Below are 25,140 nucleotides of genomic sequence, written 5' to 3' on the forward strand. Positions count from 1 at the left end.
GCCCTCCCCCGAACCCCTTTGTCAATGTCCCGGCCGGGGGCCAGGGCCCGCCCCCGCCCGGCCGGCGCGCTGCCGGCCGGGCGGGGCCGAGGGGAGCGGGCGCGCCTGGGCCCTCTCGTCCGGACCGTGCCGGAACAGGAAGCAGGAAGCAGGGCCAGGCCCTGCTTCCTGCTCCGAGCGGAAGGCCCTAGGCGGCCAGGGGCTCTTGGGCGCGGCGGGAACCGGCCCGGACCCGCTGCACCATCTCCGGGGTCATGAGCGCGTCCGGGGTGTCGACCAGGCCCGCGACCCGCATGAACGTGGCCGTGACCGCGCCGTCGACCGCCGCCGCGGCCTGGAGCTCGGCCATGTAGGCGCCGGTCGCCTCCCACTCGGCGGTGCGTTCGCCCTCGACCTCCGGATAGCCGAGGTCGGAACCGGCCGAGAACTGCCAGGGCACCTCGATGACCTGGGCGATGTCCGCGAGGAACGCCTTCGGGTCCACCTCGCCCCGGCTCACGTGCTCGCGCAGCACCAGTGCCTCCAGCGCGGCGACGGTCATGCCCTGCCCGTAGACCGGGTTGAAGCTGCACGCCGCGTCACCGAGGACCAGCAGGCGGCCCGGGAAGCGGGACAGCCGCTCGTAGCGCCGGCGCCGGCTGGCCGGATAGCGGAAGACCGCGCCGTCGTCGACCGGCTCGGCGTCGTGGATGGCGTCGTGGATGTCGGGCACCGGGAGCGTGCGGGCCCACCGGAGGAAGCCGTCCAGGTCCGCGGGGGCGCTGTCGCCCAGCACTCCGGTGAGGGACACCACGACCAGGCCGTCCTCGATCCGGGACAGGAACGCGCCGCGCCGGTGGCTCGGCGAGGAGACGGGGTTGATCGACAGGTCGCCGTTCAGCACCGCCTCGTCGCGCAGCCGGAACCTGCGCGTGGTGTAGCTGAGGTCGATCCGGATGCGCTCCTCCTCGGGGCGCTCGTACCCCAGCTCCTCCAGCCACAGCGGGGTGCGCGACGCGCGCCCGGTGGCGTCGACCACGAGATCGGCCGGGATCGTGCGCTCCCCGGCCCCCGGCTCCAGGGACTGCACGCGGACCCCCGTGACCGTCTCCCGGGCGTCGTCGGCGACCAGGCCGACGATGTCGTGCCGCTCCAGAAGGCGCACCCCCGGCAGCGCGGCGACCCGCTCGCGCACCCGGCTCTCCAGCACCGGCCGCGTGGCGGAGACGCAGATCAGCCCGGTCGTACCGGGGCTGAGCCGGCGGCCGTTGAAGAACCAGCGCAGCTCCCCCAGGTCCCCCGTCGGGATGCCGGCCTCGACGGCCTCCCGGGTGAAACCGGGGAAGAGCTCGTCGAGGATCTGCTGCCCGCGCGCGAGCAGCCCGTGCACGTGGCGCCCCTGCCCCACGCCCTTGCGGGCGGTTCTCGTCCCGCTGATCGCGTCGCGCTCGACGACGAGCACCTCGCCGTAGGAGCCGGCGAGCACGCGCGCGGCCAGGAGCCCCGCCATGCTGCCGCCGAGCACCACCGCGCGCTCGCCCACCCTGCCGGTCATGCACTTCACCTCTCTCGCGGATGCGCGGGCCGTCAGGCGGCGTGACGCGGGCTGTTCTGGTACGCGGCCAGGAACCACCGCCCGTCGCGCTTGACGACGACCCAGGAGGCGTGGACGGCGCGCTCGGCGCTCGGCTCGCTCTCGCCGGGGGCGAGGATGCCGCCCCGGGTGATCAGGATGCCCGACTCGCTGTTGGCGAAGCGCAGGTCGACGGGGGTGCCGACGACGCGGGTGCCCTTGAAGGGGCCCTGGAACGCCTCGGCCATGAAGGCCCGGATGCTGTCGCGGCCCTGCTGGAAGACCCCCGGGATGATCATGGTGCCGTCGGGGGTGAAGACCTCGGCGAAGGCGTCCGCGTCGTGCGCGGCCCAGGCCTCGACGATGCGCTGCGGCAGCGCGGCGACGGCGGCCTTGTCCTCGTCGGTCACGGCGGCGGTGGTCTCGACGGTCTGCGCGCTCATGTGCTGCTCCTGGGATGGTCGGTCGGCGGAGGGACTCAGATGTAGAGGGTGTTGGGCTCGAGGCCGCACAGGACCCGGCCGTACAGCTCGTTGTTGGTGTCCGGGTTCATCAGCGCGTGCAGGCTGACGGCCTGGATGTCGCGGCTGATCCGCTGCATGGGGACGTCGCGGTAGATCGAGGAGCCGCCGGAGGCCGCGGCGAGGATGCCGACGGCCTCCTTGGCGAGGCGGACCACTGCGCCCATGTCGGCGCGGGCGCGCGCCCGCTCCTCAAGGGTGAACTCCTCGCCGGCCAGGCCCTTGGCGTCGACGAGGCCGGCCAGACGGTGGGCGTGGAACTCGGCCTGGTCGGTCTTCAAGGTGGCCTCGGCCACCTGGTGGTGGGTCAGCGGGGCCTCGGCCTGGCTCTGGTAGGCGGTGTAGGTCAGGGCGCGGCCGGGCAGCCGCTCGAAGAAGACGTCACGCGCGGCGCGGGCGAGACCGAGGGCGGTGCCGACCGAGGAGACGGCGGCGACCGGCAGCAGCGGCACCCGGTAGACCGGGCTCGTGGCGTTCCGCTCGGAGGCGTACCGGCCCTGCAGGATCGCCGGGAGCGGGATCACCCGCTCCTGCGGGACGAAGACGTCCCGGGCGACGGTGCTGACGCTGCCCGTGCCGCACAGACCGGAGGTGTCCCAGTCGTCGACGATCTCCAGGTCGGACATCGGGACGAGCGCCATCACCGGCAGGTGCTGCCCGTCGGGCAGCGGCTGGACGGCGATGATCTCCTGCCAGTGGGCGTGCCGGGCCCCGCTGACGAAGCCCCACCTGCCGTTGACGACGATGCCCCCCTCGGCCGGAACGGCCTGCGCCGACGGGCTGAGGGTGCCGCAGATACGCACGTCGGGGGTGGCGAACACCTCGTCCTGGACGCTGTCGGGGAACAGGCACGCCATGAAGGTGGGGATCCAGTAGACCGACGCCGTCCAGGCGGCGGCCCCGTCGGCGCGGCCGAGCTCGGCGCCGACCTCGACCAGGGTGCGGGTGTCCGCCTCGTAGCCGCCGTAGCGCTTGGGCACGCGCAGCCTGAACAGGCCCGCCTCGGCCAGCGCCTCGATCGTCTCGTCCTGCAGCCGCCGGTCCTGCTCCGCCTGCGCGGCGTTCTTCTTCAGGAGCGGTGCCAGTGCGGCGGCGCGCTGCACCAGGTCCGCTCGCGTGGGGACGTCGGCGGTGAGCATCGTGGGGTCCTCCCAAAGGTCACGCGGGTGTCGGTCGTCGAAGCGGACCGTTTCGCATCCCCGACGCTCACATCGCGCCGGTCCGCGGGGCACCTTCCTTCTTGCGCAGTCGCGGTGGTCGCCGCGACTTCGGCACGTCGGCGCCCCCGGCCGGCCGCTCGCGCACGCAGCAAGAAGCCCCGGGCCCCCGGCAGCTGCCACGATGAGGCGCATGACCGATCAGCAGCACGGCCGAACAGGCGGCACCCAGGGGCAGGGGACGCGTCCGTTGACGGGCGAGGAGTACGTGGAGAGCCTGCGCGACGACCGCGAGGTCTACCTGTACGGGGAGCGCGTCAAGGACGTCACCGCGCACCCCGCCTTCCGCAATCCGGTGCGGATGACCGCCCGGCTGTACGACGCGCTGCACGACCCGGCCCACCGCGGCGTGCTCACCACCGCGACCGACACCGGCGGTGGCGGCTACACCCACCGCTTCTTCACCACACCCCGCAGCGCCGAGGACCTGGTCGCCGACCAGGGGGCCATCGCGGCCTGGTCCCGGATGAGCTACGGCTGGATGGGGCGCAGCCCCGACTACAAGGCCGCCTTCCTCGGCACGCTCGGGGCCAACGCCGACTTCTACGCCCCTTTCTCCGACAACGCCCGCCGCTGGTACCGCGAGTCGCAGGAGAAGGTCCTGTACTGGAACCACGCCATCGTGCACCCGCCGGTCGACCGCAGCCGCCCGGCGGACGAGGTGGCGGACGTCTTCGTCCACGTGGAGAAGGAGACCGACGCGGGCCTGGTCGTCAGCGGCGCGAAGGTGGTCGCCACCGGTTCGGCCCTCACCCACCACAACTTCATCGCGCACTACGGCCTTCCGGTCCGCAAGAAGGAGTTCGCGCTGGTCGCCACCGTGCCCACCGGCGCGCCCGGGGTGAAACTGATCTGCCGTCCGTCGTACACGGCGATGTCCGCCGTGATGGGCAGTCCCTTCGACTATCCGCTGTCCTCGCGGCTGGACGAGAACGACACGATCCTCGTCCTGGACAAGGTGCTGATCCCGTGGGAGGACGTCTTCGTCTACGGCGACACGGCCAAGATCCAGATGTTCTCGGGGCAGTCGGGCTTCCTGGAGCGCTTCACCTTCCACGGCTGCGTACGCCTGGCGGTGAAGCTGGAGTTCCTCGCCGGCGCGCTGGCCAAGGCGCTGGAGATCACCGGGACACAGGACTTCCGGGGCGTGCAGACACGCCTCGGCGAGGTGCTCGCCTGGCGGAACCTGTTCTGGGGGCTGTCGGACGCCGCGGCGCGCAACCCGGTCGAGTGGCGGGGCGGGGCCGTGCTGCCCAACCCGCAGTACGGCATGGCCTACCGCTGGTTCATGCAGATCGGGTATCCCCGGATCAAGGAGATCGTCCAGCAGGACGTCGCCAGCGGCCTGATCTATCTCAACTCCAGCGCCGAGGACTTCAAGAACCCGCGGATCCGTCCCTACCTCGACAAGTACGTGCGCGGTTCGAACGGTGTCGACGCCGTCGAGCGTGTCAAGGTCCTGAAGCTGCTGTGGGACGCGGTGGGCACCGAGTTCGGCGGGCGGCACGAGCTGTACGAGCGCAACTACTCGGGCAATCACGAGAACGTCCGCACCGAGCTGCTGTTCGCCCAGACGGCGAGCGGGCAGATCGACGACTACAAGGCGTTCGTCGAGCAGTGCCTGTCCGAGTACGACCTGGACGGCTGGACGGTTCCCGACCTCGACTCCTTCGCCGGGCTGCGGGAGGCCCGGGCCGGTCTGCTCGGCGGCTGAGCCGCGCGCCGGGGCCGAGCCGCGCGCCGGGACGACGGGGCGCGGCCGGCCCGCTCAGGAGCGGCCCAGCAGGTCGGCCAGGAACGGCGCGATCACGCCGGGCACCACCTTGCAGTCCAGGACCAGGGTGCCCGGGCAGCCGCTCTCCCGCCACGCGCGCACCGCGCCGAGGTCGCCGGTGCCCCGCACGGTGACCGCCGTGGCGCCCAGCGCGCGGGCCACCGCGGCGAAGTCGGTGTCGGCGAAGGCCATCGTCGCCGGGTCGGCGCCGCGCGGCGCGTACATGTGCGCCTCGAAGCCGTACGCCGCGTCGTCGTAGACCACCACGAGCGCCGGCCGGCCCGACCGCACCAGCGTGTCCAGCTCGGGCAGCCCCATCAGCGCGCCGCCGTCGCCCACCGCCGCCACGGTCAGGCGGTCGGGCCGCCCTACCGCCGCGCCGACCGCGCCGGCCAGGCCCAGGCCGATGCTCTGGAAGGCGGCGCCGGTGAAGACGAAGCCCGCCGGGTCGGGCACCGGCCAGTACATCGCGGGCCAGGCGATGAAGTGCCCGCCGTCCAGCACCACGGTGCGTTCCCTCGGCAGCAGCGCGGCCAGTTCCCGCGTCAGGGTGCGCGGGTCGATCCGGTCGGCGGTGGACGCGTCCCGGTGGCCGGCGTCCGCCCAGCCGGCCCGCGCCCGCTCCACGGCCGCGGCGCGCCGGGTCCGCCAGTCCGATGCGGCGAGCGCCCGCCGCCCGGCCTCGTCGAGCAGCCGTACGGCGACGGCGTGGGCGTCGCCGCGCACGACGAGGTCGGCCCGCCGCGCCCCGGCCCGTCCGTCCAGGTCGACCTGGACGACGGTGGCCGCCGGGTCGAGGATCCGCCCGCCGTGCAGGGTGAAGGTGTCCAGGCTCGCGCCGAAGGCGACGACCACGTCGGCCTCGCCCATCAGCGTGGCCGCGGCCGGTGCGGCGAAGCCGCCGCAGACCCCCAGCGACCAGGGGCTGTCGTGGAACATCCCGTTCGCCATGACGGTCGTCGCGAACAGGGCGCCGAGGCGGTCGCCGAGTTCCCGGAGGATCTTGCCGGCGCCGGAGTGCCAGGCCCCGAGCCCGGCGAGCAGCAGCGGGCGGCGGGCCCCGGCCAGGGCGGCGAGAGCCTTGTCCAGTGCCTGGCCGTCCACGGCGGGTGGCGTGCCCGCCCCGGTCCGGGCCGGGGCGCTCGGGGCGTTCCCGCCGAGCGGGCGGTCGATCAGGTCGCCCGGCAGGAAGAGGGCGACGGGGCGGCGCCCGTCCCGGGCCAGGCGCACGGCCGCGGCGGTGTCCGCGCGGGCCGTCGTCGTCCCGGTGAGCCGGACGACTCGGACGCCGAGCGCGGCCATGAGCGCGCTCTGGTCGATGTCGTGCGGCCTCGGCCCGCTCACCGGCGCGTCGCCGCACAGCAGGACGACCCCGCTGCGGTTCTTGGCCGCGTCGGCCAGCGCGGTGACGGTGTTGGTGATGCCGGGCCCGTGTGTCGTGGTGCAGACCGCGACCTCGCCGGTCGCCCGGAAGTAGGCGTCGGCCATGGCCATGGCCCCGCCCTCGTGCCGGGCCGCCGTGTAGTGCACGCCTGCCGCCGTGAGGGCGGCGGTGGCCAGGACGTTCCCGCCGCCCACCACCCCGAACGCATGGCGGATGCCACCGGCGGCGAGGGTCTGCCCGACGGCCTGCGCGAGTGTGGTCATGCGTGGCTCCATGAGGTGAGTGAAGCGGCTTCCCGGAGGAAGGGGGGTGCCGCGCGCGGGCGGTTCCTGGCCGCCCGCCGGTCAGGCGAGTTCGAAGATGACCTCGCCGACGGTCATCTCGATGCGGTTGGTGCGCACCAGCTCCCAGCCGCCCTCGGCGAAGACCGACTCCCAGTCCTCCACGGTGGGCAGGAAGGTGCCCATCAGGTCGTGGCCGAGCTCGAAGCCGAGCGTGAAGACGGGCAGTTCGGTGTCGGGCAGTGCGGTGCGGGTGGCGTCGCCGATCAGCAGGCGCCGGGCCGCGGGGAAGACCTCCCGCAGCCGGCGCAAAGTGGCCACGCAGTTCTCCCGCGGCCAGAAGTCGTGGCCCATCATGAAACAGGTGAGCAGTTCGACGTCGGCGTACTCGGGGCGGGGATCGAGACGGAGCACATCGCCCCGGACGAACTCGGCGCGGCCGGCGAACCCGGCCTCGGCCGCCTCCTTCCTGGCCACCTCGAGGGACGGCTGCGCGATGTCGATGCCGACGCCCGTCGTGCCCGGGTGGCGGTCGAGGATCTGCATCAGGCGCGCGCCGCTGCCGCATCCGAGGTCCGCGACGCGGGTGAAGGGGAAGTCCACCCGGTCCATGGCGGCCCAGAAGGTGGGCGCGTAGGTGACCTGGTCGATCTCCCGGCAGGCGTAGGCGATGGCGGCGGCGTCCCGCTGGTAGTAGTCGCCCGTACGGTTCTCGGTGCGCAGCACGGAGGGCATCTGCCGAAACAGCTCGGCGCTGCCCCGGGTGAGCCAGTGGAAGAACGCCTTGCTGCGGTACATCTCGTCGAAGCCGTCGAGGGTGCGGACCTCGGTTCCCTCGCGCCGTACCAGTCCGACCGCCGCGAGGGCGCGGAAGAGACCGGTGGTCGACTGGGGGTCGAGGCCGGAGCGCGCGGCGAAGTCGGCCGCGTCCAGGGTCCTGGTGCGGTGCAGCTCCTCCAGTGCGCCGATCTCCCAGGCCGCGGCGATCGCCCAGGCCGCCACCGCGGAGTTGTAGAGGGAGGCAATGCCGCGCGCTTTGCCCTGTGCGATGTCAACAGTCACTGCTCTGCACCTCGTCATCCGGACGGTCCAGGGGTCGGTCACCTGCGCTCCATGCTTCAAGCAGGGCGAGCGGAGGGGCATCTTTGACGTTGCTCCGCCCGCCCGTGCCCCGCGGGCGCGCCGGCGGTCAGCGCGTCGGCCGCCCCCGCAGGGCCTGCTCCAGGGCACGCTCCAGCGGGCTCAGGGGCAGGCCGCTCAGACGCTCCGGATGGCCGGGCGGGGGCCCGTCCGCCACCGCGGTGCCGAGCGCGTGCGGCGACGCGCCGATCCACAGCCAGCCGAAGCCGGACAGGCACCCGTAGGCGGACCGTGCCAGCCGCCTGGCCAGGCGCAGCGCGGGAACGGCCGGCCGGCGGCCGGCGGCGGACGGCGGGTCGGCAGATGTCACGGGCCGACCGTCACACCCGGCCGGCGGCCGGCGCATCTCGCATCGTGCGCCGTTCACCGGCCCGCCGCAGCGCGCGCTGTCCGCGCCGGCCCTGCTGAAGGGCCGGCGCGAGTTCCAGGGGGGCGCAGGCGTCGCCCTCGCGCAGGATGGCGGAGGCCCGGGCGAGCTGGCCGACGATCCGGTCCAGGACGTCGGCGACCGGGCCCGCGTTGTGGGCGAGGACGTCACTCCACAGCCACGGGTCGCCGCCGGCGCCGCGCAGCGCGTCGCGCAGCCCGTCGTCGGCGAGGCCCAGGAACGCCTCGGAGCTGTCGGCGAACCGGGCGGCGAGGGTGGCCGCGACCAGGTGCGGGGCGTGGGACAGTTCGGCGACGACGCGGTCGTGGAGCGGGGGCGCCAGGTCCATCCGGTGCGCCCCGCACGCCTCGATCAGCGCGTCCACCGTCTCGAGCGCCCAGCCGGGCGTGGTCTCGTACGGGCATACCGCCCAGGGCCGGCCCGTGAAGCGGCCGGCGTCCGCGCCGCCGCGGCCGGGGGCGTCGGGGCCGGCCAGCGGATGCCCGGGCACGTACCCCTTGAGGTCGCAGCCGCGCAGCTCCGCCTCCGCGCACACGATGTCCTTCACGGCGGCCGTGTCGGTGTAGACGTGCCCGAGTCCCCTGCTCTGCGCACTGTGCAGGGTGTCGACGACGGCCGACGGCGCGGTGGCGACGACGACGAGGTCGGCGGGCGCGAGCGCGGGACTCCAGGCGGTCCCGGCGCCGAGGGACACGGCCTCGGCCAGCGTCTGCGGATCGTCGTCGCTCAGGGCGACCCGCACGCCGGCGGCGGTCAGCGCGAGGGCGACCGAGGTGCCGGTGGTGCCGCAGCCGATGACGACGGCGGTGCGCAGGATGGTGGTCATGGAGGGCTCCTCGCGGCGAGCGGCCGGGCGGCCTCGGCGGGTGGGTGCGGTCCGCGGGCGGGCGGCGGGCGGCGGACCCGGCCGCCGGTGCGGTGGTGGGGGGCGGCCGGTGCGGTGGGGGGAGGCGGCCGGTGCGGTGGGGGGAGGCGGCCGGTGCGGTGGGGGGAGGCGGCCGGTGCGGTGGGGGGGGCGGCCGATGCGGTGGGGGGAGGCGGCCGGTGCGGTGGGGGGAGGGTGGTTCGATGGGGGGACAGTCGGCCCCTCAGTGGTCGCGGCCCCGGTGGGCGAACTGACCGGGCTTGCGGCCCTCGCCGGCGGGGCCGCGGTAGGCCTGGGCGATGTCCAGCCAGCGGTCGGCCTCGGCGCCGGTGGCGACGAGGGCGAGGTCGTCGCGGTGGCGGCGGCGGGTGACCAGGAGGCAGAAGTCCTCGGCAGGCCCGGTGATCTTGTTCTCGGCGTCTTCGGGCCCGTACGCCCACACCTCGCCGTTGGGTGCCGTCACCTCGATGCGGAACGGGTCGGCCGGCGGGGTCAGGCCCCGGGAGAGGTAGCCGAAGTCCCGGGTGAGGGAGGCGAAGAAGACCAGGTGGCGCAGGCGTCCGGTGGGCTCGCGGCGCACACCGAGCGCGTCGGCGATGTCCTGGCCGTGGCCGAAGACCTCCATGATCCCGGCGGAGGCGAGGACGGCCGGCGGCAGCGGGTTGACCAGCCACGGCACGACCTGGCCGGCGGGGACGGCGGCGAGCGCGTCGACGGACCTCTGGCCCAGGGCGCGGAAGCGGGCGAGGAGTTCGGCGGGCGGGAAGGCGTTGAACTGCTTGAGGGCGGCGTCGACGGCGGCGTCGAAGTCGCCGGCGGCGCCGGCGGCGAGGCCGGCGAAGGCCTCGGGGTCGGAGGCGGCGGTGCCGGCCAGGTGGAAGATGAAGGTCAGGTGGGCGATCTGGTCGGCGATGCTCCAGCCCGGGGCGGGGGTGGGGGTGTGCCAGGCCCGCTCGTCCAGGCTCTCGACCAGGCGGGCGGTCTCCTCGATGTCGGTGGCGAGGTCCTTCACGACGTCGTTCAGCGTGTTCATGATCTCTCCTTCGGCGGGATGTGCGGTCGGGGCCGCCGGTCAGCGGGCGGCGGATGTCGTGGGGCGGGCGGGTCCGTCGAGGCGGGTGCCGATGCGGACGGCGGCGGTGAGCGCCGCCCAGGAGGCGAGCTCCACCAGCTCCCGGTCGCCGGGATGCGGGGCGCGGAACGCCGCGATGTCCGCGTCGGTGATCTGGGAGGGGTTGAGGGCGATGAGGAGGGCCAGCCGGGCGGCGGGCAGGTGCCCGGCGGCGAGAGGGGCGGTGGCGGTGTCCAGCCAGGCGCGGCTCGGGCCGGGCACGGTGCCCTCGCGCACGGCGAGTTCGGCGTGCAGCAGCGCACGGACGGCCTCGGGGACCCAGCGCTCGGCGGCGGCGTCGACGGAGGCGACGGCCCGGGCGAGGGCACCGGCGACGGCCGGGCTGTCCTTCGCCCAGCCGAGTCCGGCCGGCAGCGGCGCGGCCGGCAGCAGGCCCAGCGAGGCGCCGGGTGCCACGGTCGCCGTGGGGTCGGGGCGCATGGCGCGGGCGACCATCCGCATCACCGGGGCGCGGCCCGCGGCGGGCGCCGCGCCGGGGACGGGCGAGTCGGGCAGGAAGAGCCGCACCATCCGGTTGAGGTAGTGGAAGGTGACGGCGGTGCCGAGGATCTCGGGGGCCTGGGCCGCGTCGAAGGGCGGCGGTCCGCCGCCAGCGGCCGGGGATCCGCCGCTGCGGTACGCCCACCGGGCGAGCGGGGCGTGGCCGCCGGCGCCGGGCAGGGTGGCGAGCTTGGCCTCGTGGACCTCGACGCAGTACGGGCAGTCGTTGGCCCGGGAGACCGCGGTGGCGACCGCTTCCTTGGCGGCCCGGCTCACCCGGCCCTCGGCGAGGAGGGTCTCGCGCAGCAGCAGCCATGCGGCGGCGAGCGCCTCGGGCGCCGGCGAGTGCAGCGCCAGGGGCGGGGCGACGACGCCGAACTCGCGCCGGGCCTGGGCGTAGACCTCGGCCACCAGGCCGTGGGCCTCGGCCTGCCGGACGGCCGCGATGTGCCGGATCTGCTTCAGGGAGCCCTTCAGCAGGGTTCTTACGAGCGGTCGCACCGCCGCCTCCTGGGTTCGGGTACGAGTTGCGTGAAGCAACTCAGAGGTCACATGGAAGGTTTCGTGAAGCAACTCAGTGGCGCCGGAAAGCCGTGCCGGGGTGTCAGACGCCGGTGAGCTGGTCGCGCCTGAGCAGAGGCAGCACCCCCTTGCGTCCGCCGGTGTGGCCGGTGGGGGCCGGAGCGCCGTAGGTGACCTCCACTCCCCTGGCCCGGGCGGCGGCCACGATGTGCGGTACGGCCCGCTCGGCGACGGCGGCGATGGTCATGGCCGGGTTGACGGTCAGGGCGCCGGGGACGGCGGAGCCGTCGGTGACGAAGATGCCGGAGTGGCCGCGCAGTTCGTTGGTGTCGTCCAGCGCCGAGGTGCGCGGGTCGTCGCCCATGCGGCAGGAGGCCAGCGGGTGGACGGTGTAGGCGCCGACCAGGTCGTTGGTCCACGGCATCACCTTCGCCAGGCCGTCCTTCTCCAGGATCTCCTTCACGTCGGCGTCGGCCTGGTTCCAGCCGTGCCAGGTGTTCTTCGTCGGCTTGTACGACAGGTTGCCGCGGCCGAGCATCTGCTGGGAGATGCGGTGGGAGTTGCCGGTGGCCGGCGGCGGTCCGAAGACGCCCTCGTTGTCGTCCTCGGTCATGCAGAAGATCGTCAGCCAGGACTTCCAGTTCTTCAGGATCTCCTTCTTCTCCTTGCCGAACCAGGTCGGCCCCGTGGCGTCGGGCACCTGCGCGAGGATGGTGCCCAGGCCCGGCGGGAAGTAGAGCTGCTCCAGGGAGTAGCGGGAGTACTCCGGCAGGGAGCCGTCGAGCTTGTCCCAGCTGGCCACGGTCGGGCCCTTGCCGATGGCGTTGGCGCCGTAGGGCAGGTGGCCGTCGCCGCGGCTCAGGCCGAGGACCTCGGCGACCTTGTCCTCGTCGAGGACGGCCGTGTTGAGGCGCTCGCCGTTGCCGGAGAAGTAGCGGCCGACGGCGTACGGCATCGCGCCGAGGTGGGCCTCGCTGCGCTGCAGGATGACGGGGGTGGCGCCGGCGCCCGCCGCCAGTACGACGATCTTGGCCTCGATGACGCCGGAGCCGGTGTGCAGGCGGTAGTCCTCGTCGTCGACGACGTTGTAGTGGACCCGGTAGCCGCCGTCGGCGGTCCGCGTCAGGTACTGCACCTCGTGCAGCGGGCGGATCTCGGCGCCGTGGGCGACGGCGGCCGGGAGGTAGTTGGCGGTGAGCGACTGCTTCGCCTCGAACCGGCAGCCGGCCATCATGAAGTTGCAGTTGACGCACCTGGAGTTGTCGATCGCGGCGGCGAGCGGGTTGGCGGTGCGCCCGGCGTGGTCGCAGGCCGCGGCCCACAGCCCGCCCGCGTAGGAAGCCTCGCTCCAGTCGGGCCTGCCGACCGACAAGGACTCCTCGATGCGGTCGTACCAGGGGTCGAGGGTGTCGCGGCTGATCGCCTTGGGCCACATCCGGCGGCCGATGCTGCCGCGCCGCTCGAAGACGAACCGGGGGGCCCGCGGCATGGCCGCGAAGTAGACGACGCTGCCGCCGCCGACGCAGTTGCCGCCCAGCACGCTCATGCCGTCGCCGACGACGAAGTCGAAGATGCGCGTGTAGGAGGAGCCGAGCTTGTAGTCGTGCTCGAACTCGTCGTTCTCCAGCCAGGGCCCGCGCTCCAGGACGGTGACCTCGGCGCCGCCGGCGGCCAGGTGGTAGGCGGCGATCGCGCCGCCGAAACCGCTGCCGACGACCAGGACGTCGGTCTTTTCCGTGGCGTTGCTCATGCCGGGCTCCCGGTGGGGGTCGTGTCGGGGTGGGGCCGGGCGAGCCGGCGGCCGTAGCCGGAGTTCTCGAAGCGCCACAGCCCGTCGGCGTCCGGCTGGGTGATGCCCATGTCCGTCAGGCCCGGGTGTCCGGCCGCGAGCGCGTCGGCGGTGTGCAGGTGGGCGGCGGAGTCGTAGGCCATGTTGCAGAACAGGGAGAGCAGGACCCAGAAGTCCTTCTCCGGGTGGCCGGGCGTGGTCAGTTCCTGGATGAGGCGGACGCGGTCGTCGTAGGACAGGGAGACGAACGGCGGCACCGTCGGGTCGAGGGTGAGGCCGGCCTTCTCGGCGTGGGCCCTGGCGTGGCCGTTGACCCGGCTCGCCAGGTCCTCCAGGCCGTCGTGGATCCCGGTGGCGTCCCAGCGGAGCAGGTCCAGGGCCCCGGAGGCGACCGCGCCGCCGCCGGGGCTGACCCCGGCGATCGCCCGGTCCCCGGGCCAGCGCTTCTCCCCCGGGACGATGGTGTCGGCGTAGGCCTCGAGCGTGATGGTGGCCTCGGGCCCGATGTCGACCTTTCGCTCGGGAATTCTTCTCACTGCGGGCAACGGAGCCTCCGGTCTGGTTGTCGGCTGTTCCTGATGGCGTGAGAAGAAGCTAGGAGGAGTAGGTATTTTCAAACAACCGACGGCCGGGTGTTCGCCCGAACATGTGCGCGCCCTCCCGAGTCGCCAAAGTCGCCGCATCGAGGCCCGCCCGCCCCAGAAAAAACAGGACGTTCACTATTCTCTCGGCGGAGGTATTCCTCCGTAGCTGCCGGACCCCTTTCGCGACGGCGACGGGGGGAATTCCGGCACGCCTCCGTCTCGACCGTGGGGGGAAGGGGAGAGGTGAACAGCGACGACAGATCTCTGACACTGCCGGCCCACTTCACACACCGGGTGCGGATCGAGGCACTGCGGCCCGCCGACTCACCGCGCCTGAACGGCGTCGACGAGGCCCACGTACGGCGCCTCGCCGACATCTACGCCACACTGCCGCCGGTCCTCGTCCACCGCGCGACCATGCGCGTGATCGACGGGATGCACCGCGTCGCCGCGGCCGCCGCCAAGGGCCTCACCTCCGTGGAGGTGCAGTACTTCGACGGCGCGGAGGAGGACGCGTTCCTCCGGTCGGTGACGGCCAACGTCGCCCACGGCCTGCCGCTGTCCACGGCCGACCGCAAGGCGGCCGCCGAACGCATCCTGCGCTTCGGCCGCAACCTCTCCGACCGGGCCGTCGCCGCCTACACCGGACTGGACGCCAAGACGGTGGCCTCGATCCGCCCTCGTTCAACCGCGGAATCTCCGCGGCCGAACATCCGGATCGGGTCCGACGGCCGCGCCCACCCCCTCGACCGCACGGCCGAGCGGATCCGGGCCGCGGAGCTGATGACCCGCCGCCCCGACCTGCCCCTGCGGGCCATCGTGAAGGAGACCGGCCTGTCCCTCGGGACGGCCCACGACGTGCGCCGGCGGCTGCTGCGCGGTGAAGCCCCCGTCCCCGCAGGCCGCCGGCGCACACCGGTACCCGAGGCCGCCCGCCGGGAGCGGACCGTCCCCCCGGAGCCGTCCGGTGCCGCCGACGCCACCGGCGCCCCCCTGGGCGCCGGCCGCTCCCGCGGCCCGCTGGAGACTCTGCGGCGCCTGGCCGGCGATCCGTCGCTGCGGCACTCCGAGTCCGGGCGGCGCTTCCTGCGCTGGCTGCACACCCACTTCGTGCTCGACGAGGCATGGCGGCAGCAGGCCGGCGCGGTGCCCCCGCACTGCACCGACACCGTCGCGGAACTGGCACTGCAGTGCGCAGGCGCCTGGAAGCGGTTCGCCGAGGAGCTCGGCAGACGGCGGCTGTCCGACGCCGCCCCCGCCCGGACCCGGCCGCAGGGTCCCGGCGGGGCGCATCTCAACGACAGGGAGAAACGGTGACCACCACCGCCATCGAAGCCGCCGTCCTGCGGGTGATCGATGAAATGCGCGCGAACCTCGGACAGGAACTGACCATCGACGACATGGCCCGCACGGCCATGTTCAGCAAATTCCATTTCACCCGGGTGTTCCGTGAGGTGACAGGCACGTCTCCGGGGCGTTTTCTTTCCGCCCTGAGGCTCCAGGAGGCCAAACGCCTCCTGCTCGAAACGGATTTCAGCGTCGCCGACATCAGCAGCCAGGTCGGGTACAGCAGCGTGGGCACGTTCAGCTCGCGCTTCAAGTTCTGCGTCGGCGTCTCCCCGAGCATGTTCCGGGAACTGGAGGGGTTCGCCCGCGCCATCGGACAGGACGGGCAGGACGGGCAGGACGCGGCCGGCGGCACCGCCCGCGCGACGCTGCGCGGACGGGTGCAGCTGCTCGACGAACGGGCGCCCGGCCGCTGCTTCGTCGGGCTGTTCCCCGCGCCCGTCCCCCAGGGGCAGCCGGTGCGCTGCGCGGTCCTGGACGGGCCCGGCCCGTTCGAGCTGTGCGACGTCCCGCCCGGTACCTGGCACATCCTGGTGCACTCCGTCCCGTACGGCTACGAGCACCTGCCCTCCGGCAGCGGCGCCGAGGACGTGGTCTCCGTCGGCAGTTACGGGCCGGTGACCGTGCGGGAGGACACGCTGCTGATGCCCGCGGAGATCGTGCTGCGCCCCTTGGACGCCATGGACCCGCCGGTGCTGACGGCACTGCTCGACCTGCGCAGCAGCACGCTGGAGCGCATCGCCGGCTGACCGTACGACGGCGGGGGGCCGGCACGGTGACCGTGCCGGCCCCCCGCCGGTGTCCGCGTGTCGTGCCGCCGGCCGTGGCTCAGTCCGCGGGGCGGACCGTCATCGGCAGTCCGCCCCGCATCCGCAGCGACATCATCGGCTCGGCGACGCCCCGGTGCCCGGGCACCACGGACAGGTCCAGGTCCCGGCTGACGAGCGCGGTGACGAACACCGCCTCCATCATCCCGAGGTTGCTTCCGATGCAGAACCGCGGCCCCGCGCCGAAGGGGATGTACGCGTAGCGGTGCCGGTGGGCCACGCGCGAGGCGTCGAAGCGGCCCGGGTCGAACCGCTCCGGTTCGTCCCACAGGTCCGGGTGGCGGTGCAGGGTGTACGGGCACACCAGCACGTCGGCACCGGCCGGCACGTCGAAACCGCCGACCACGTCGGGGCGCCGGGCGATGCGCGGCAGGATCCACACCGGCGGGTACAGCCGCATCGCCTCCTGCACGACCTGCGTGGTGTACGTCAGCTTGTGCAGGTCCCCGGCCTCCGGCAGACGGCCGCCGGCCAGCACCGCACGCGCCTCCTCGCGCACCAGGTCCCGCGCGTGCGGGTGGCGGGCGAGCAGCAGCAGGGTCCAGCCGAGCGTGCTGGCCGTCGTCTCGTGACCGGCCAGCAGCAGGGTGACCAGCTCCTCCCGCAGCAGCCGGCGGGCCTGCGCCGGGTCCTCGCGCCTGCGGGCGGCGAGGATCATCCGGGCGAACGCGTCCTCGGCACCGTCCCCGTCCGACAGGCGCGCGCCGCGGTCGGCGACCAGCTCGTCCACGATGCGGGCCAGCTCCCGGCGGGCCCGGCGGAAGCGCCGCTGCGTGGCGAACGGCACCCACGTCGGCACCAGGCCCTGGGTGACCATGTCGAACATGGCCTGGTCCTGGACGGCCTCGAAGGCGTGGGCGATGCCGCCGTGCCCGTCCAGGCGGGTGTCCATGAGGGTGCGCCCGAGCACTCCGAGGGTGAGCCCGGTGACCTCCCGCAGTACGTCGACGGGGGTGTCCCCGGCGCGCCGGCGCAGCAGCTCCACCAGCCGGGCGGCCTCCTCGGCCACGGCCCCGGCCTGGGCGGTGATCCGGGCCGGCCGGAACGCGGGCTGCACCGTGCGGCGCTGGGCACGCCACAGTTCGCCCTCGCTGGTGAGCAGGCCGTCGCCGAGCACTTTGCGGGACTCCACCAGGCCGATGCCCTTGTGGTAGTTGGCAGCGTTGTCGGCCAGGACGTGCTTGGCGTAGTCCGGGCGGTTGAAGACGTACAGCTTCTTCGGTCCCATGCGGACGCGGACGGCGTCGGACAGTGCGGCCGCGTCCCGCATCATGCCGAGCCGGTCGACCGCCAGCTTGCGCAGCAGGCCAGGCAGCGCCCACACGGGCGGCCCGGGCGGATGGACACTCACGCGCGCTCCCCTTCCCCGGATGCGGCGAGCCGCCGGAAGCGGCCGCCGTGGAAGACCAGTGGTTCGCGGCCCGGCAGGTCCTCCAGGGCGAGCACCCGGCCGACGTGGACGGTGTGGTCGCCGCCGTCGTACGCCCGCCACCTGGCGCATTCGAAGTGGGCGGCGGCCCCCGCGATCAGCGGGGCGCCGCAGACCTCGCCGGGCAGCCAGTCCACGGCGTCGAACTGCGCGGCTCCCGGAGGACGGGAGCGGTCGGCGAAGTGACGGGCCACGTCCTCCTGCCCGGCGCCGAGGACCGACACCGCGAAGGTGTCGGCCTCGGCGAGGATCCGGTTCATCAGGGCGTCGTTGCCGACGCACAGCAGCACCAGGGCGGGGTCCAGCGACACCGAGGTGAAGGAGTTGGCGGTCATCCCCCGCGGGTGTGCCCCGCCGACCGTCACGACGGTCACACCGGTGGCGAAGGACCCGAGGGCCCGCCGCAGCCGCGCGGGACCGCCGGTGACGGCGTCCCGCGGCGGCGCGGCGGCCAGGGTTCTCATGCCGCCCGTCCCGTCAGCACCCGGCCGTGGACGGTGTACGGCTCCAGGGCGCGGGCCAGGGCCTCGGGGATGCGGGAGGGCACGGTGTCGGTGTTCGGCCCGCGCATGCACGCGATCCGCTGGCGCCCGCGGGCCACGAGGACCTCCGCCCCGCCGGTCACCTTGACGTAGTCGAAGGTGAACTCCAGCTGGGTCTGCCCCAGTTCGGACAGCCGCATCCGGATGGACAGTTCGTCGAAGGCGGTGATCTCGGCGAAGAACTCGCAGTCCACCTTCAGCGTGAACAGCTTCAGGTCGGCCTGCACCTCGGCCAGCACCTCCGGTGCCTTCTGGTGCAGGAACAGCTCCCGGCACCGGCCCTGCCAGCGCAGGTAGTTCACGTAGTAGACGTTGCCGACCAGGTTGGTCTCCTCGAAACCGACCGTGTGCCGGTACTCGAAGTAGTCTTCCGCCATGTCCTAGCCCCTCCCCTGTGCGGTGTGCGGTGCGTGTGTGAGGAACGCGAAGACGGCGGGCTCCAGGGCGTCGCGCAGCGCGGTGACGAAGGTCGCGATCCGCAGGTCGCCCGCGGCGAAGACCACCCAGGCGTCCTTGCGGCGCGGCAGCACCGTCAGGGGCGCGCCGGCCATGATGCCGGCCTTGCGCAGGCACTCCACGGCGCCCCACACCCGCGTGGCGGCGGTGTCCGGTGCCTCGCCCGTCTCCTGGGCGACCAGCTCGGCGACGGCCGCGTGGTCCCCGAGCAGCCCGCGCCACTCGTGGGCCGAGCGCATGCTGACCGCCTCGATGTCGCAGGCCACCTCGGTGTCGGAGACGGCGCTGAGGGTGACCCCCAGGCCGTGCGCCGCCGACACCGACAGGTGCCGGTCCGGTTCCAGCTCCGGCCGCCCGTCCGGGCGGTGCCGGACCGCCACCGGGCCGCCCAGTGCCCGTGCCGCCGCGTCCGCGGTGAAACCGCGGCGCTGGGCGACGGAACCGGCCGGGGCGTCCCCGTGCGGCTCGACGGCGACGGCGATACGGCCGCCGACGACGTCCTCCAGCGCGCGCTCCAGGTACGGGCCGAGCAGCGGGGCGACCCACGGGCCGGAGCCGTCGGTCTTGCGCACGGCGTGCAGGGTCAGGCCGTCCCAGCGTTCGACGACGGTGCCGTTCTCGTCGCGCACCGCGATGTCGTACACGTAGGTGTCGCCGTCGCGGCTGCGTTCGACGGCGGTGTACCGCAGCCGGCCGGGGACGTGGTCGCCCGAGCCGAGCGCGTGGATGCGCTCCACGCCGGACGGCAGCAGGGTCGCGTCGGGGACGCACACCTGGTTGCCGTGCATGAGCGCGTCGCGCATGCCCGGGTCGGCCAGCAGCAGCCGGCCGGGCAGGAAGCCGGCGAACCAGCCCTCGGGCTTTTGCTCGACGGCGACCTCGGCGTCCACGTGCCGGGCGGCGGCCCGGTGGAAGCGGCGCAGCCGCTGGAAGCGGGCGCCCTGGAACAGGATGCCGCCGTACAGGTCGGTGGCCGGGTCCAGCGGAACGGCCGGGGTGTCGTCGGGCACCTGCAGCGGCGGGCCGTCGGGCACGGCGGCCTCGGTGAACACCAGGCGGGCCCGGAAGTGCTCGGCGGCGAACCCGGTGTCCTCGGCGTGGATGGCGACGTCGACGGTGTCGGGACCGGTGACGGTCGCCGCGATCCTGATGCGGGTGCTGCCGCTCGGCGGCACCACGATGGGCCGCAGGAACCGGGCGTCCTCGATGACCGGGACGCCGGTGCGGCCGGTGACCGCGGCAGCGACCTGGGTCATGGCCTCCATGCCGATGACGGCGGGCAGCAGCAGGTTGCCGTCGAGCAGGTGGTCGGACAGGTACGGGTCGGTCCCGGCGTTCAGCTCCGCCTCGGTGACCAGCTCGACGCCGTGGTAGCGCACCAGCGGGTTGCCGGTGAAGCGCAGCATCGGCAGGTCCGGCAGGTCGCGGCGGACGGTGTCGATGCCCTCGGTGCGGCCGCTGACGACCGTCACGACGGGCGCGTCCGGGTCCTCGATCAGGCGCAGCAGGATGTCCACGCCCTGGTCCGGGGAGACCGGGGTGATGCCCTCGCGGGACAGGGACTCGACGACGGAGAGCTTCTCGCCCATGCCGACGCCGGACCACACCGACCACTCCACGCAGCGGGCCCGCAGGCCGGGGTGGGCGCGGGCGGTCTCCTCGGTGAGGTCGGCCAGCCACTCGTTGGCGGTGGCGTAGTGGGCCTCGCCGCGCAGTCCGGCCCGGCCGATGATGCTGCCGAAGGTCACCAGCAGCTTGAGGTTGCCGGCGCCCACCGTGTCCAGGACCGTGCGCAGCCCGTCGACCTTCGGGGCGAAGGTCTGCTCGAAGTCGCTCGGGGCCAGCCGCGCCAGCGCGTTCGGCTCGTTGCGGCCGGCACCGTGCAGCAGGCCGGTGACCGTTCCGAGCTCCTCGGTCAGTTCGGCGACGGCCGCGGCGACCTGTCCGGGGACGGTGACGTCGGCACGCGCGTAGTGCACGCGCACGCCACCGGCGCGCATCCGCTCGAGGTTGTCGGCGAGCTCCCGGTCCCCGGCCGGGTCCGAGCGGCCCAGGACGGCCAGCGCGGCACCGGTCTTGCGGGCCACGGCCAGCGCGCACTCCGCGGAGATGCCCTTGCCGCCGCCCGTCACCAGCAGCACGTCCGAGGCGTCCAGCGGGGACGTGGTACGCCGCGGTGCCACGGGCAGGGCCCGCAGGGTCGGCACGCGGCGCACGCCGGCGTCGTCGTAGTGGACCTCGGTGAAGCGGGTGGTGGCCGCCACCTCGGCCACCACCCGTTCCACCACGTCCTGTGCGGCCGGGGTGTGGACGACGGTGGTGCGCAGGTGCGGGGCCTCCAGGTACAGGGACTTGGCCAGGCCGGCGGCGCCGCGCCCGTCCTGGACGAGGACGAAGCGGCGTTCGCGGTCGCCGGCGAGCACGCTGTGCGCGGCGGCCAGCACCCGGTCCACCTCCTGGCGCGCGCAGCCCTCGGGCAGCACGGCCAGCACGCCCGCGCCGACCCCGGCCCCCGCCAGTTCCCGGCGCAGCCGTTCGGCGTACGGATGTCCCTGGGGAGCGAACAGCTCCCAGTCCCCGTCGGTGCCGTCGGGGAGGACGTGCGGCCGGGCGACCTCGTCGAGGTCGACGGCGAAGGGGCGGGCCCACGGGGCGGCGCCCGCGACGACGGGGGCGGCGGGCGCCTCGGCGCCGCCGGTGCCGGCGAGGGTCTCCAGGGCCTCGGCCAGTTCGGCCAGGGTGGCGGTGGCGAAGTTGGTCGGCACCTGTGCCGCGGCGATCCCGAGGCGGGACGCCGCCTGGTTGACGATCTGGCCGACGGTGATCGAGCTCAGGTGGAGGTCGTCCAGGAGCCGACTGCCGGGGTCGACGAGTTCGGCGGGCAGTTCGGCGCGCTCGGCGACCAGGTCGCGCAGCACCTCCAGCGCGCCGGTGCCGTCCTCGGCCGGCTCCCCGGCGGCCGGTTCCTCACCGGTGGCCGGGGTGTCCGCGGAAGCCGGGGTGCCCGCCGAAGCCGACGTCGGCGCCGGGTGCTCGTCGTGCGGGGCCCCGGCCGCCGGGGCGGCGGGCCGCCGGCGGCGCCCGGACGGCACCCCCTCGCGCGGTGTCCGCTCACAGGGGCTGGTGAGGAAGGAGAACTCCTGGCCGACGGCGAGCGGCCGGATGAGCCGGTCCTCGAAGAGCCGCTCCAGGGCGACGGGCGCTCCGGCGACGAACGCGGCGCCGGCGACCGCGAGGGCGCTGCGCAGCGACTCGTCGTCGGTGTTCAGGGCGACGGCCGGGACACCGGTGGTGGCCTGGGCGAGGCCGCTGAGCACGCGTCCGGGCCCGACCTCGACGAACAGGTCGGCGTGGCGGGCCGCCTCGCTCACCGCCCGGGTGAAGCGGACGGGTCCGGTGATCTGCTCGGTGAGCAGCGCGGCCAGGTCCGTCCCGTCCGTCAGTTCCTCGCCGGTGACGGTGGAGACGACGCGGCCGGACGGGGAGCCGAGGCGGGCCGTGGCCAGCCAGGCGCCGAAGGCCGCGGCGGAGCCGGCGACGAGCGGTGAGTGGAAGGCGTGCGAGACGTTCAGGCGGGTGCAGGCGACCCCGGCCCGCTGGGCGCGGCGCCGGAGTTCCTCGATGTCCGCCGGCGAACCGGCGATCACCGTCTGCTCCGGGCCGTTGTACCCGGCGATGACGGCGTCGAGGCCGGCGAGGAGCTCCCCGGCCCGCTCGGGCGTGGTGCCGAGGGAGGCCATCGTGCCCGTGGCGCCGTGCTCGGCCATGGCCCGGCCGCGTACCCGCGCCGCCTGCAGAAGCGTTTCCTCATCGAGGGCTCCGGCCCAGTGCAGGGCGGACAGCTCGCCGAGGCTGTGCCCGACGGCGACCGACGCCTCCAGGCGCAGCGCGTCGAGGACGCGCAGGCCCGCGGCGGAGCCGGTGACGATGCGCGGCTGTGCCACGTCCGTGGCGACCATGTCGCCGGTGGCGGGCAGCGCGGCCCGGGCGAAGACCTCGGCGGCCTCGGGGAAGCGGCGGACGAGCGCGCCTCCGCCGGTGCCGTGGCCGGAGCCCTGGCCCGGGAAGAGGAAGCCGATCCGTGCGCGCCGGGTGGCCCGGCCCAGGAAGCCGCGGCCGTCGGCGGCGGTGTACGAGGTCTGCCCCGACTGCAGCAGGCCGGCCAGGTGGGTCAGGCGGCGCTCGGCGTCCTCGGGGGAGGTGACGACGACGGCCGCGCGGTGGGGCAGGCCGCGCAGTTCGCGCTGGAGGGTGGCGGCGAGGTCGGCGACCTGGCCGTAGGAGACCTGGGCGACGAAGGCGGCGACCTCGGTGAGCCGGGCGCGCAGCGCCTGGGGGGACTCGCCGTCCAGGACGAGCAGTTCGCAGTCCTGCGGCGCGTGGGCGAGGGCGGCGGTGCGCCGGCTGGGGGCCGTGCGGCGCCGGCCGGCGGGCTCGTCGAGGACGACGTGGGTGTTGATGCCGCCGAAGCCCATGGCGGTGACGCCGGCCCGGCGCGGTGCTTCCCCGGGCCAGGGCTCGGCCTTGCGCAGGGCCTTGAGGGTGGCCTTGTCGTCGGTGAGCAGTTCGTGCGGGTCGACGGTGCCGATGGCCGGCGGGAGGGTCTGGTGTTCGACGGCCATGGCCGCCTTGATCAGGCCGGCGACGCCGGCGGCCGCCTTGGTGTGGCCGATCATGCCCTTGATGGAGGTGATGGCCGCGGCCGGTGCGCCGGGGTCGGCCCGGCGGCGCGCGTCCGACAGGGCGGTGAGCTCGGTGGTGTCGCCGACGGCGGTGCCGGTGCCGTGCCCCTCGAAGAGCCGGACGGTCTCGATGCCGAACCCGGCCCGCCGGTAGGCCCGTTCGAGCGCCAGCTGGTATCCGCTCACCTCGGGGCGGGTGATGCCGCCCTGCCCGTCGGAGGACACCCCCCAGCCCGCGACGGTGGCGTAGATGTGGTGGCCCGCGGCGAGGGCGTCCTCCTCCCGCATCAGGACGACCATGCCGCAGCCCTCCCCCGGCCAGAAGCCGTTGGAGCCGCGGTCGTACAGCCTCATCTCGCCCTTGGCGAGCGCGCCGGTCTTGGCGAAGCCGATGATCTCGAACGGGTCGATCGACAGGTCCACCCCGCCGGCGACGGCGACATCGATCTCCCCGCCGGCCAGCGCGGTCCCCGCGGTGGTGACCGACAGCAGCGAGGAGGAGCAGGCGCCGTCGACGGTGTACCCGCCGCCGTTGAGGTCGAAGTGGTTGCAGATCCGGCCGGCGATGGTGTTGGCGAGCCCTCCGGCGAGGGTGTCCTCGTCGATGGCGGGGAACGGCTCCTTGTACGCGGTCTCGACGTCGTCGAGGAACCGCGCGATGCGGTCCTCGTCCCAGTCCTGTTCGCCCTTGAGGGCCGCGGCCATCACCCGCCGTACGTACGGCCAGCGCAGCCGCATCACGTTGGCACGGGAGAATTCGCCGGTGAGGGTGTTGCCGACAATGACGCCGGTGCGTTCGCGGGGCAGGCCCTCGCCGCCGGGGAACCCGGCGTCGGCGAGCGCGCGCCCGGCGGTGTCCAGGGCGAGCCAGTGCGTCAGGTCGGTCGACCGGAAGGTGCTGCCCGCGATTTTGTGGGCGATCCGGTCGAACTCGTAGCCCTCCAGGACCGCGGCGTTGCGGGCGTAGAAGGTGTCGGGGGTGGTGGGGTCCGCGTCCCAGTAGTCGTCCAGGTTCATCCGGACGTCGGGCAGGCGGCGGAACGCGCGCCGTCCGGCGACGGCGTTGTCCCACAGTTGCTTCGGGTCTGTGGCGTCGGGATAGCGGCAGGCCATGCCGACGATGGCGATTCTGGTCATGCTGCCACCGGTGTCTTCTGGGTCTCGGCCCCGGCGTTCGCCGGGGCGGGGCAGGCGCAGGCGTCGGCCGGGCAGGCGCACGCGGCGGGCGTCCCGGCCGCCTCGGGAGCGGTGCCGGACTCGGCGCCGGAGGGGCCGCCGGCCCGGGGGACGGACTGGGGGGCGGACTGGGTGACGGCGGCGAGGGCGAGGGCCTCCTCGGCCCGCTTCCTGGCCACGATGTCGGCGGTCCACAGGAAGGCACCGCGGACGGCGCAGACCAGAGCGGTGGCGAAGAACAGGCCGTAGGCGACGCTCATCGCGGTCAGCACGCCGTACAGGGCGGCGACACCACCGCCGAAGGCGATCTGGCCCCACTTCGACGACGGCGTCGTACCCGGGTCCGTGATCATGTAGTTCGTGAAGAGCACGAATGCCACGCCGGTCATCATCGCCAGGGCCGCGGGTATGGAGGTGCCGAACAGCAGGCCGCGGACGATCGCCTGGAGGGCGAAGCCGACGACCCAGGCGAGGATCAGCCACATGCGCTCGGTGAGCTTGGCGTTGAGCATCGTGCCGAGGGTGATGATGATCGCCGGCACGAGCCAGTCGAAGCCGCCGTCGAGGTACTCGGTGAAGTGGTACGGCGGGGCGATCGACGCCCAGGGGAAGAGCACCAGGATGACGGCGATGCCGAAGTTCGAGGGGTTCATGAAGTGCCGCATGCGTCCCTTGACCGGGGCGCGCAGCACCCACTTGGTGCCGACGGCGACGATGACGCCGAACACCATGACCCACATCTTGTCGTTGACGTACGACAGCATGTTCACGGCGAGCGAGGTGATGTGGGCCGGGAAGAGGAACTCCACCAGGCCCTTGAAGCCGCCGCCGGTGAAGCGCGGCGCGCGGCCCTCGGCGCGGGCGCCGAGGAGTTCCAGGACGATCTCGACGGTGTAGCCGGTCGCCAGGGCGACGAACGGCCAGAGCCAGGGCTGTTCGAAGCCGAGCAGGGTGTAACCGAAGATGTTCAGCACGGAGATGGAGATCGCGAACCGGCGCAGCGCGGTCGTGACCTTCGGGTTGTGCCGTACGGCGGTGTCGGGTGCGGGCAT

At 74.1% G+C, this 25,140-nt stretch carries 19 protein-coding genes; 3 read left to right on the forward strand and 16 right to left on the reverse strand.

The genetic code is table 11. The features are described 5' to 3' along the window. Positions 1-187 precede the first annotated feature (187 nt). From ABZ340_RS31690 to ABZ340_RS31700, 3 genes are read right to left on the reverse strand one after another with little or no spacing between them, the layout of a single operon-like run. Positions 188-1,534 carry an FAD-dependent oxidoreductase gene (locus ABZ340_RS31690; RefSeq protein ID WP_358785316.1) on the reverse strand — a complete coding sequence of 449 codons (1,347 nt, stop codon included), beginning with the start codon at positions 1,532-1,534 and terminating at the stop codon, positions 188-190. Positions 1,535-1,566: 32 nt separating this feature from the next. Then, positions 1,567-1,995, reverse strand: coding sequence for an SgcJ/EcaC family oxidoreductase (locus ABZ340_RS31695; RefSeq protein WP_358785317.1), 429 nt, complete (start codon positions 1,993-1,995; stop codon positions 1,567-1,569). A gap of 35 nt (positions 1,996-2,030) precedes the next feature. Beyond that, the gene (locus ABZ340_RS31700) at positions 2,031-3,212 is read right to left on the reverse strand and encodes an acyl-CoA dehydrogenase family protein (RefSeq protein WP_358785318.1); all 1,182 of its coding nucleotides are present in this window, start codon (positions 3,210-3,212) and stop codon (positions 2,031-2,033) included. Between the two features lie 211 nt (positions 3,213-3,423). Here ABZ340_RS31700 and ABZ340_RS31705 point away from each other — a divergent pair, with 211 nt between their 5' ends. Then, positions 3,424-5,004 (forward strand): 4-hydroxyphenylacetate 3-hydroxylase N-terminal domain-containing protein, encoded by a 1,581-nt coding sequence (locus tag ABZ340_RS31705; protein WP_358785319.1) that lies wholly within the window; start codon positions 3,424-3,426, stop codon positions 5,002-5,004. Positions 5,005-5,058: 54 nt separating this feature from the next. On the opposite strand, the gene ABZ340_RS31710 is transcribed toward ABZ340_RS31705, so the two are convergent. From ABZ340_RS31710 to ABZ340_RS31745, 8 genes are all read right to left on the reverse strand, one after another. Continuing rightward, a complete protein-coding gene (locus ABZ340_RS31710; RefSeq protein WP_358785320.1) occupies positions 5,059-6,711 on the reverse strand; it encodes a thiamine pyrophosphate-binding protein in 1,653 nt (550 codons plus the stop codon). Positions 6,712-6,792: 81 nt separating this feature from the next. Continuing rightward, a complete protein-coding gene (locus ABZ340_RS31715; RefSeq protein ID WP_358785321.1) occupies positions 6,793-7,791 on the reverse strand; it encodes a class I SAM-dependent methyltransferase in 999 nt (332 codons plus the stop codon). Positions 7,792-7,918: 127 nt separating this feature from the next. Further along, complete coding sequence (locus ABZ340_RS31720; RefSeq protein WP_358785322.1) at positions 7,919-8,179, reverse strand: DUF6059 family protein; 261 nt, start codon at positions 8,177-8,179, stop codon at positions 7,919-7,921. 10 nt (positions 8,180-8,189) lie between these two features. Next, positions 8,190-9,083 (reverse strand): prephenate dehydrogenase/arogenate dehydrogenase family protein, encoded by an 894-nt coding sequence (locus ABZ340_RS31725; RefSeq protein ID WP_358785323.1) that lies wholly within the window; start codon positions 9,081-9,083, stop codon positions 8,190-8,192. A 262-nt stretch (positions 9,084-9,345) separates the two neighbouring features. Next, entirely contained in the window at positions 9,346-10,155 is an 810-nt protein-coding gene (locus ABZ340_RS31730; RefSeq protein ID WP_358785324.1) for a TIGR03084 family metal-binding protein, read from the reverse strand. 39 nt (positions 10,156-10,194) lie between these two features. After that, entirely contained in the window at positions 10,195-11,235 is a 1,041-nt protein-coding gene (locus tag ABZ340_RS31735) for a carboxymuconolactone decarboxylase family protein (RefSeq protein WP_358785325.1), read from the reverse strand. 103 nt (positions 11,236-11,338) lie between these two features. Continuing rightward, on the reverse strand, positions 11,339-13,006 hold the full coding sequence (locus ABZ340_RS31740) for a GMC family oxidoreductase (protein WP_358785326.1): 1,668 nt from the start codon (positions 13,004-13,006) through the stop codon (positions 11,339-11,341). Continuing rightward, a complete protein-coding gene (locus ABZ340_RS31745; protein ID WP_358785327.1) occupies positions 13,003-13,581 on the reverse strand; it encodes a DUF5987 family protein in 579 nt (192 codons plus the stop codon). Before ABZ340_RS31745 ends, ABZ340_RS31740 begins: the two co-directional genes overlap by 4 nt. A gap of 291 nt (positions 13,582-13,872) precedes the next feature. Between ABZ340_RS31745 and ABZ340_RS31750 the strand changes: the two genes are divergently transcribed. Then, positions 13,873-14,946 (forward strand): ParB/RepB/Spo0J family partition protein, encoded by a 1,074-nt coding sequence (locus ABZ340_RS31750; protein ID WP_358785328.1) that lies wholly within the window; start codon positions 13,873-13,875, stop codon positions 14,944-14,946. Beyond that, positions 14,943-15,725, forward strand: a complete 783-nt coding sequence (locus ABZ340_RS31755; RefSeq protein WP_358785329.1) for an AraC family transcriptional regulator — start codon at positions 14,943-14,945, stop codon at positions 15,723-15,725. The genes ABZ340_RS31750 and ABZ340_RS31755 overlap by 4 nt, the downstream gene beginning before the upstream one ends. A 79-nt stretch (positions 15,726-15,804) precedes the next feature. Here ABZ340_RS31755 and ABZ340_RS31760 read toward each other — a convergent pair whose 3' ends face one another. The 5 genes from ABZ340_RS31760 to ABZ340_RS31780 are packed head-to-tail and all read right to left on the reverse strand — an operon-like array spanning position 15,805 to position 25,140. Beyond that, a complete protein-coding gene (locus tag ABZ340_RS31760) occupies positions 15,805-17,154 on the reverse strand; it encodes a cytochrome P450 (RefSeq protein ID WP_358785330.1) in 1,350 nt (449 codons plus the stop codon). Next, positions 17,151-17,696 carry a flavin reductase family protein gene (locus tag ABZ340_RS31765; protein WP_358785331.1) on the reverse strand — a complete coding sequence of 182 codons (546 nt, stop codon included), beginning with the start codon at positions 17,694-17,696 and terminating at the stop codon, positions 17,151-17,153. The genes ABZ340_RS31760 and ABZ340_RS31765 overlap by 4 nt, the downstream gene beginning before the upstream one ends. Then, the gene (locus ABZ340_RS31770) at positions 17,693-18,151 is read right to left on the reverse strand and encodes an acyl-CoA thioesterase (protein WP_358785332.1); all 459 of its coding nucleotides are present in this window, start codon (positions 18,149-18,151) and stop codon (positions 17,693-17,695) included. Before ABZ340_RS31770 ends, ABZ340_RS31765 begins: the two co-directional genes overlap by 4 nt. A 3-nt stretch (positions 18,152-18,154) precedes the next feature. After that, complete coding sequence (locus ABZ340_RS31775; RefSeq protein WP_358785333.1) at positions 18,155-24,049, reverse strand: type I polyketide synthase; 5,895 nt, start codon at positions 24,047-24,049, stop codon at positions 18,155-18,157. Continuing rightward, on the reverse strand, positions 24,046-25,140 hold the full coding sequence (locus ABZ340_RS31780; RefSeq protein ID WP_358785334.1) for an enediyne biosynthesis protein: 1,095 nt from the start codon (positions 25,138-25,140) through the stop codon (positions 24,046-24,048). Before ABZ340_RS31780 ends, ABZ340_RS31775 begins: the two co-directional genes overlap by 4 nt.

The organism is Streptomyces sp. NPDC006134 (assembly GCF_040628835.1).
Classification (GTDB): Bacteria; Actinomycetota; Actinomycetes; order Streptomycetales; family Streptomycetaceae; genus Streptomyces.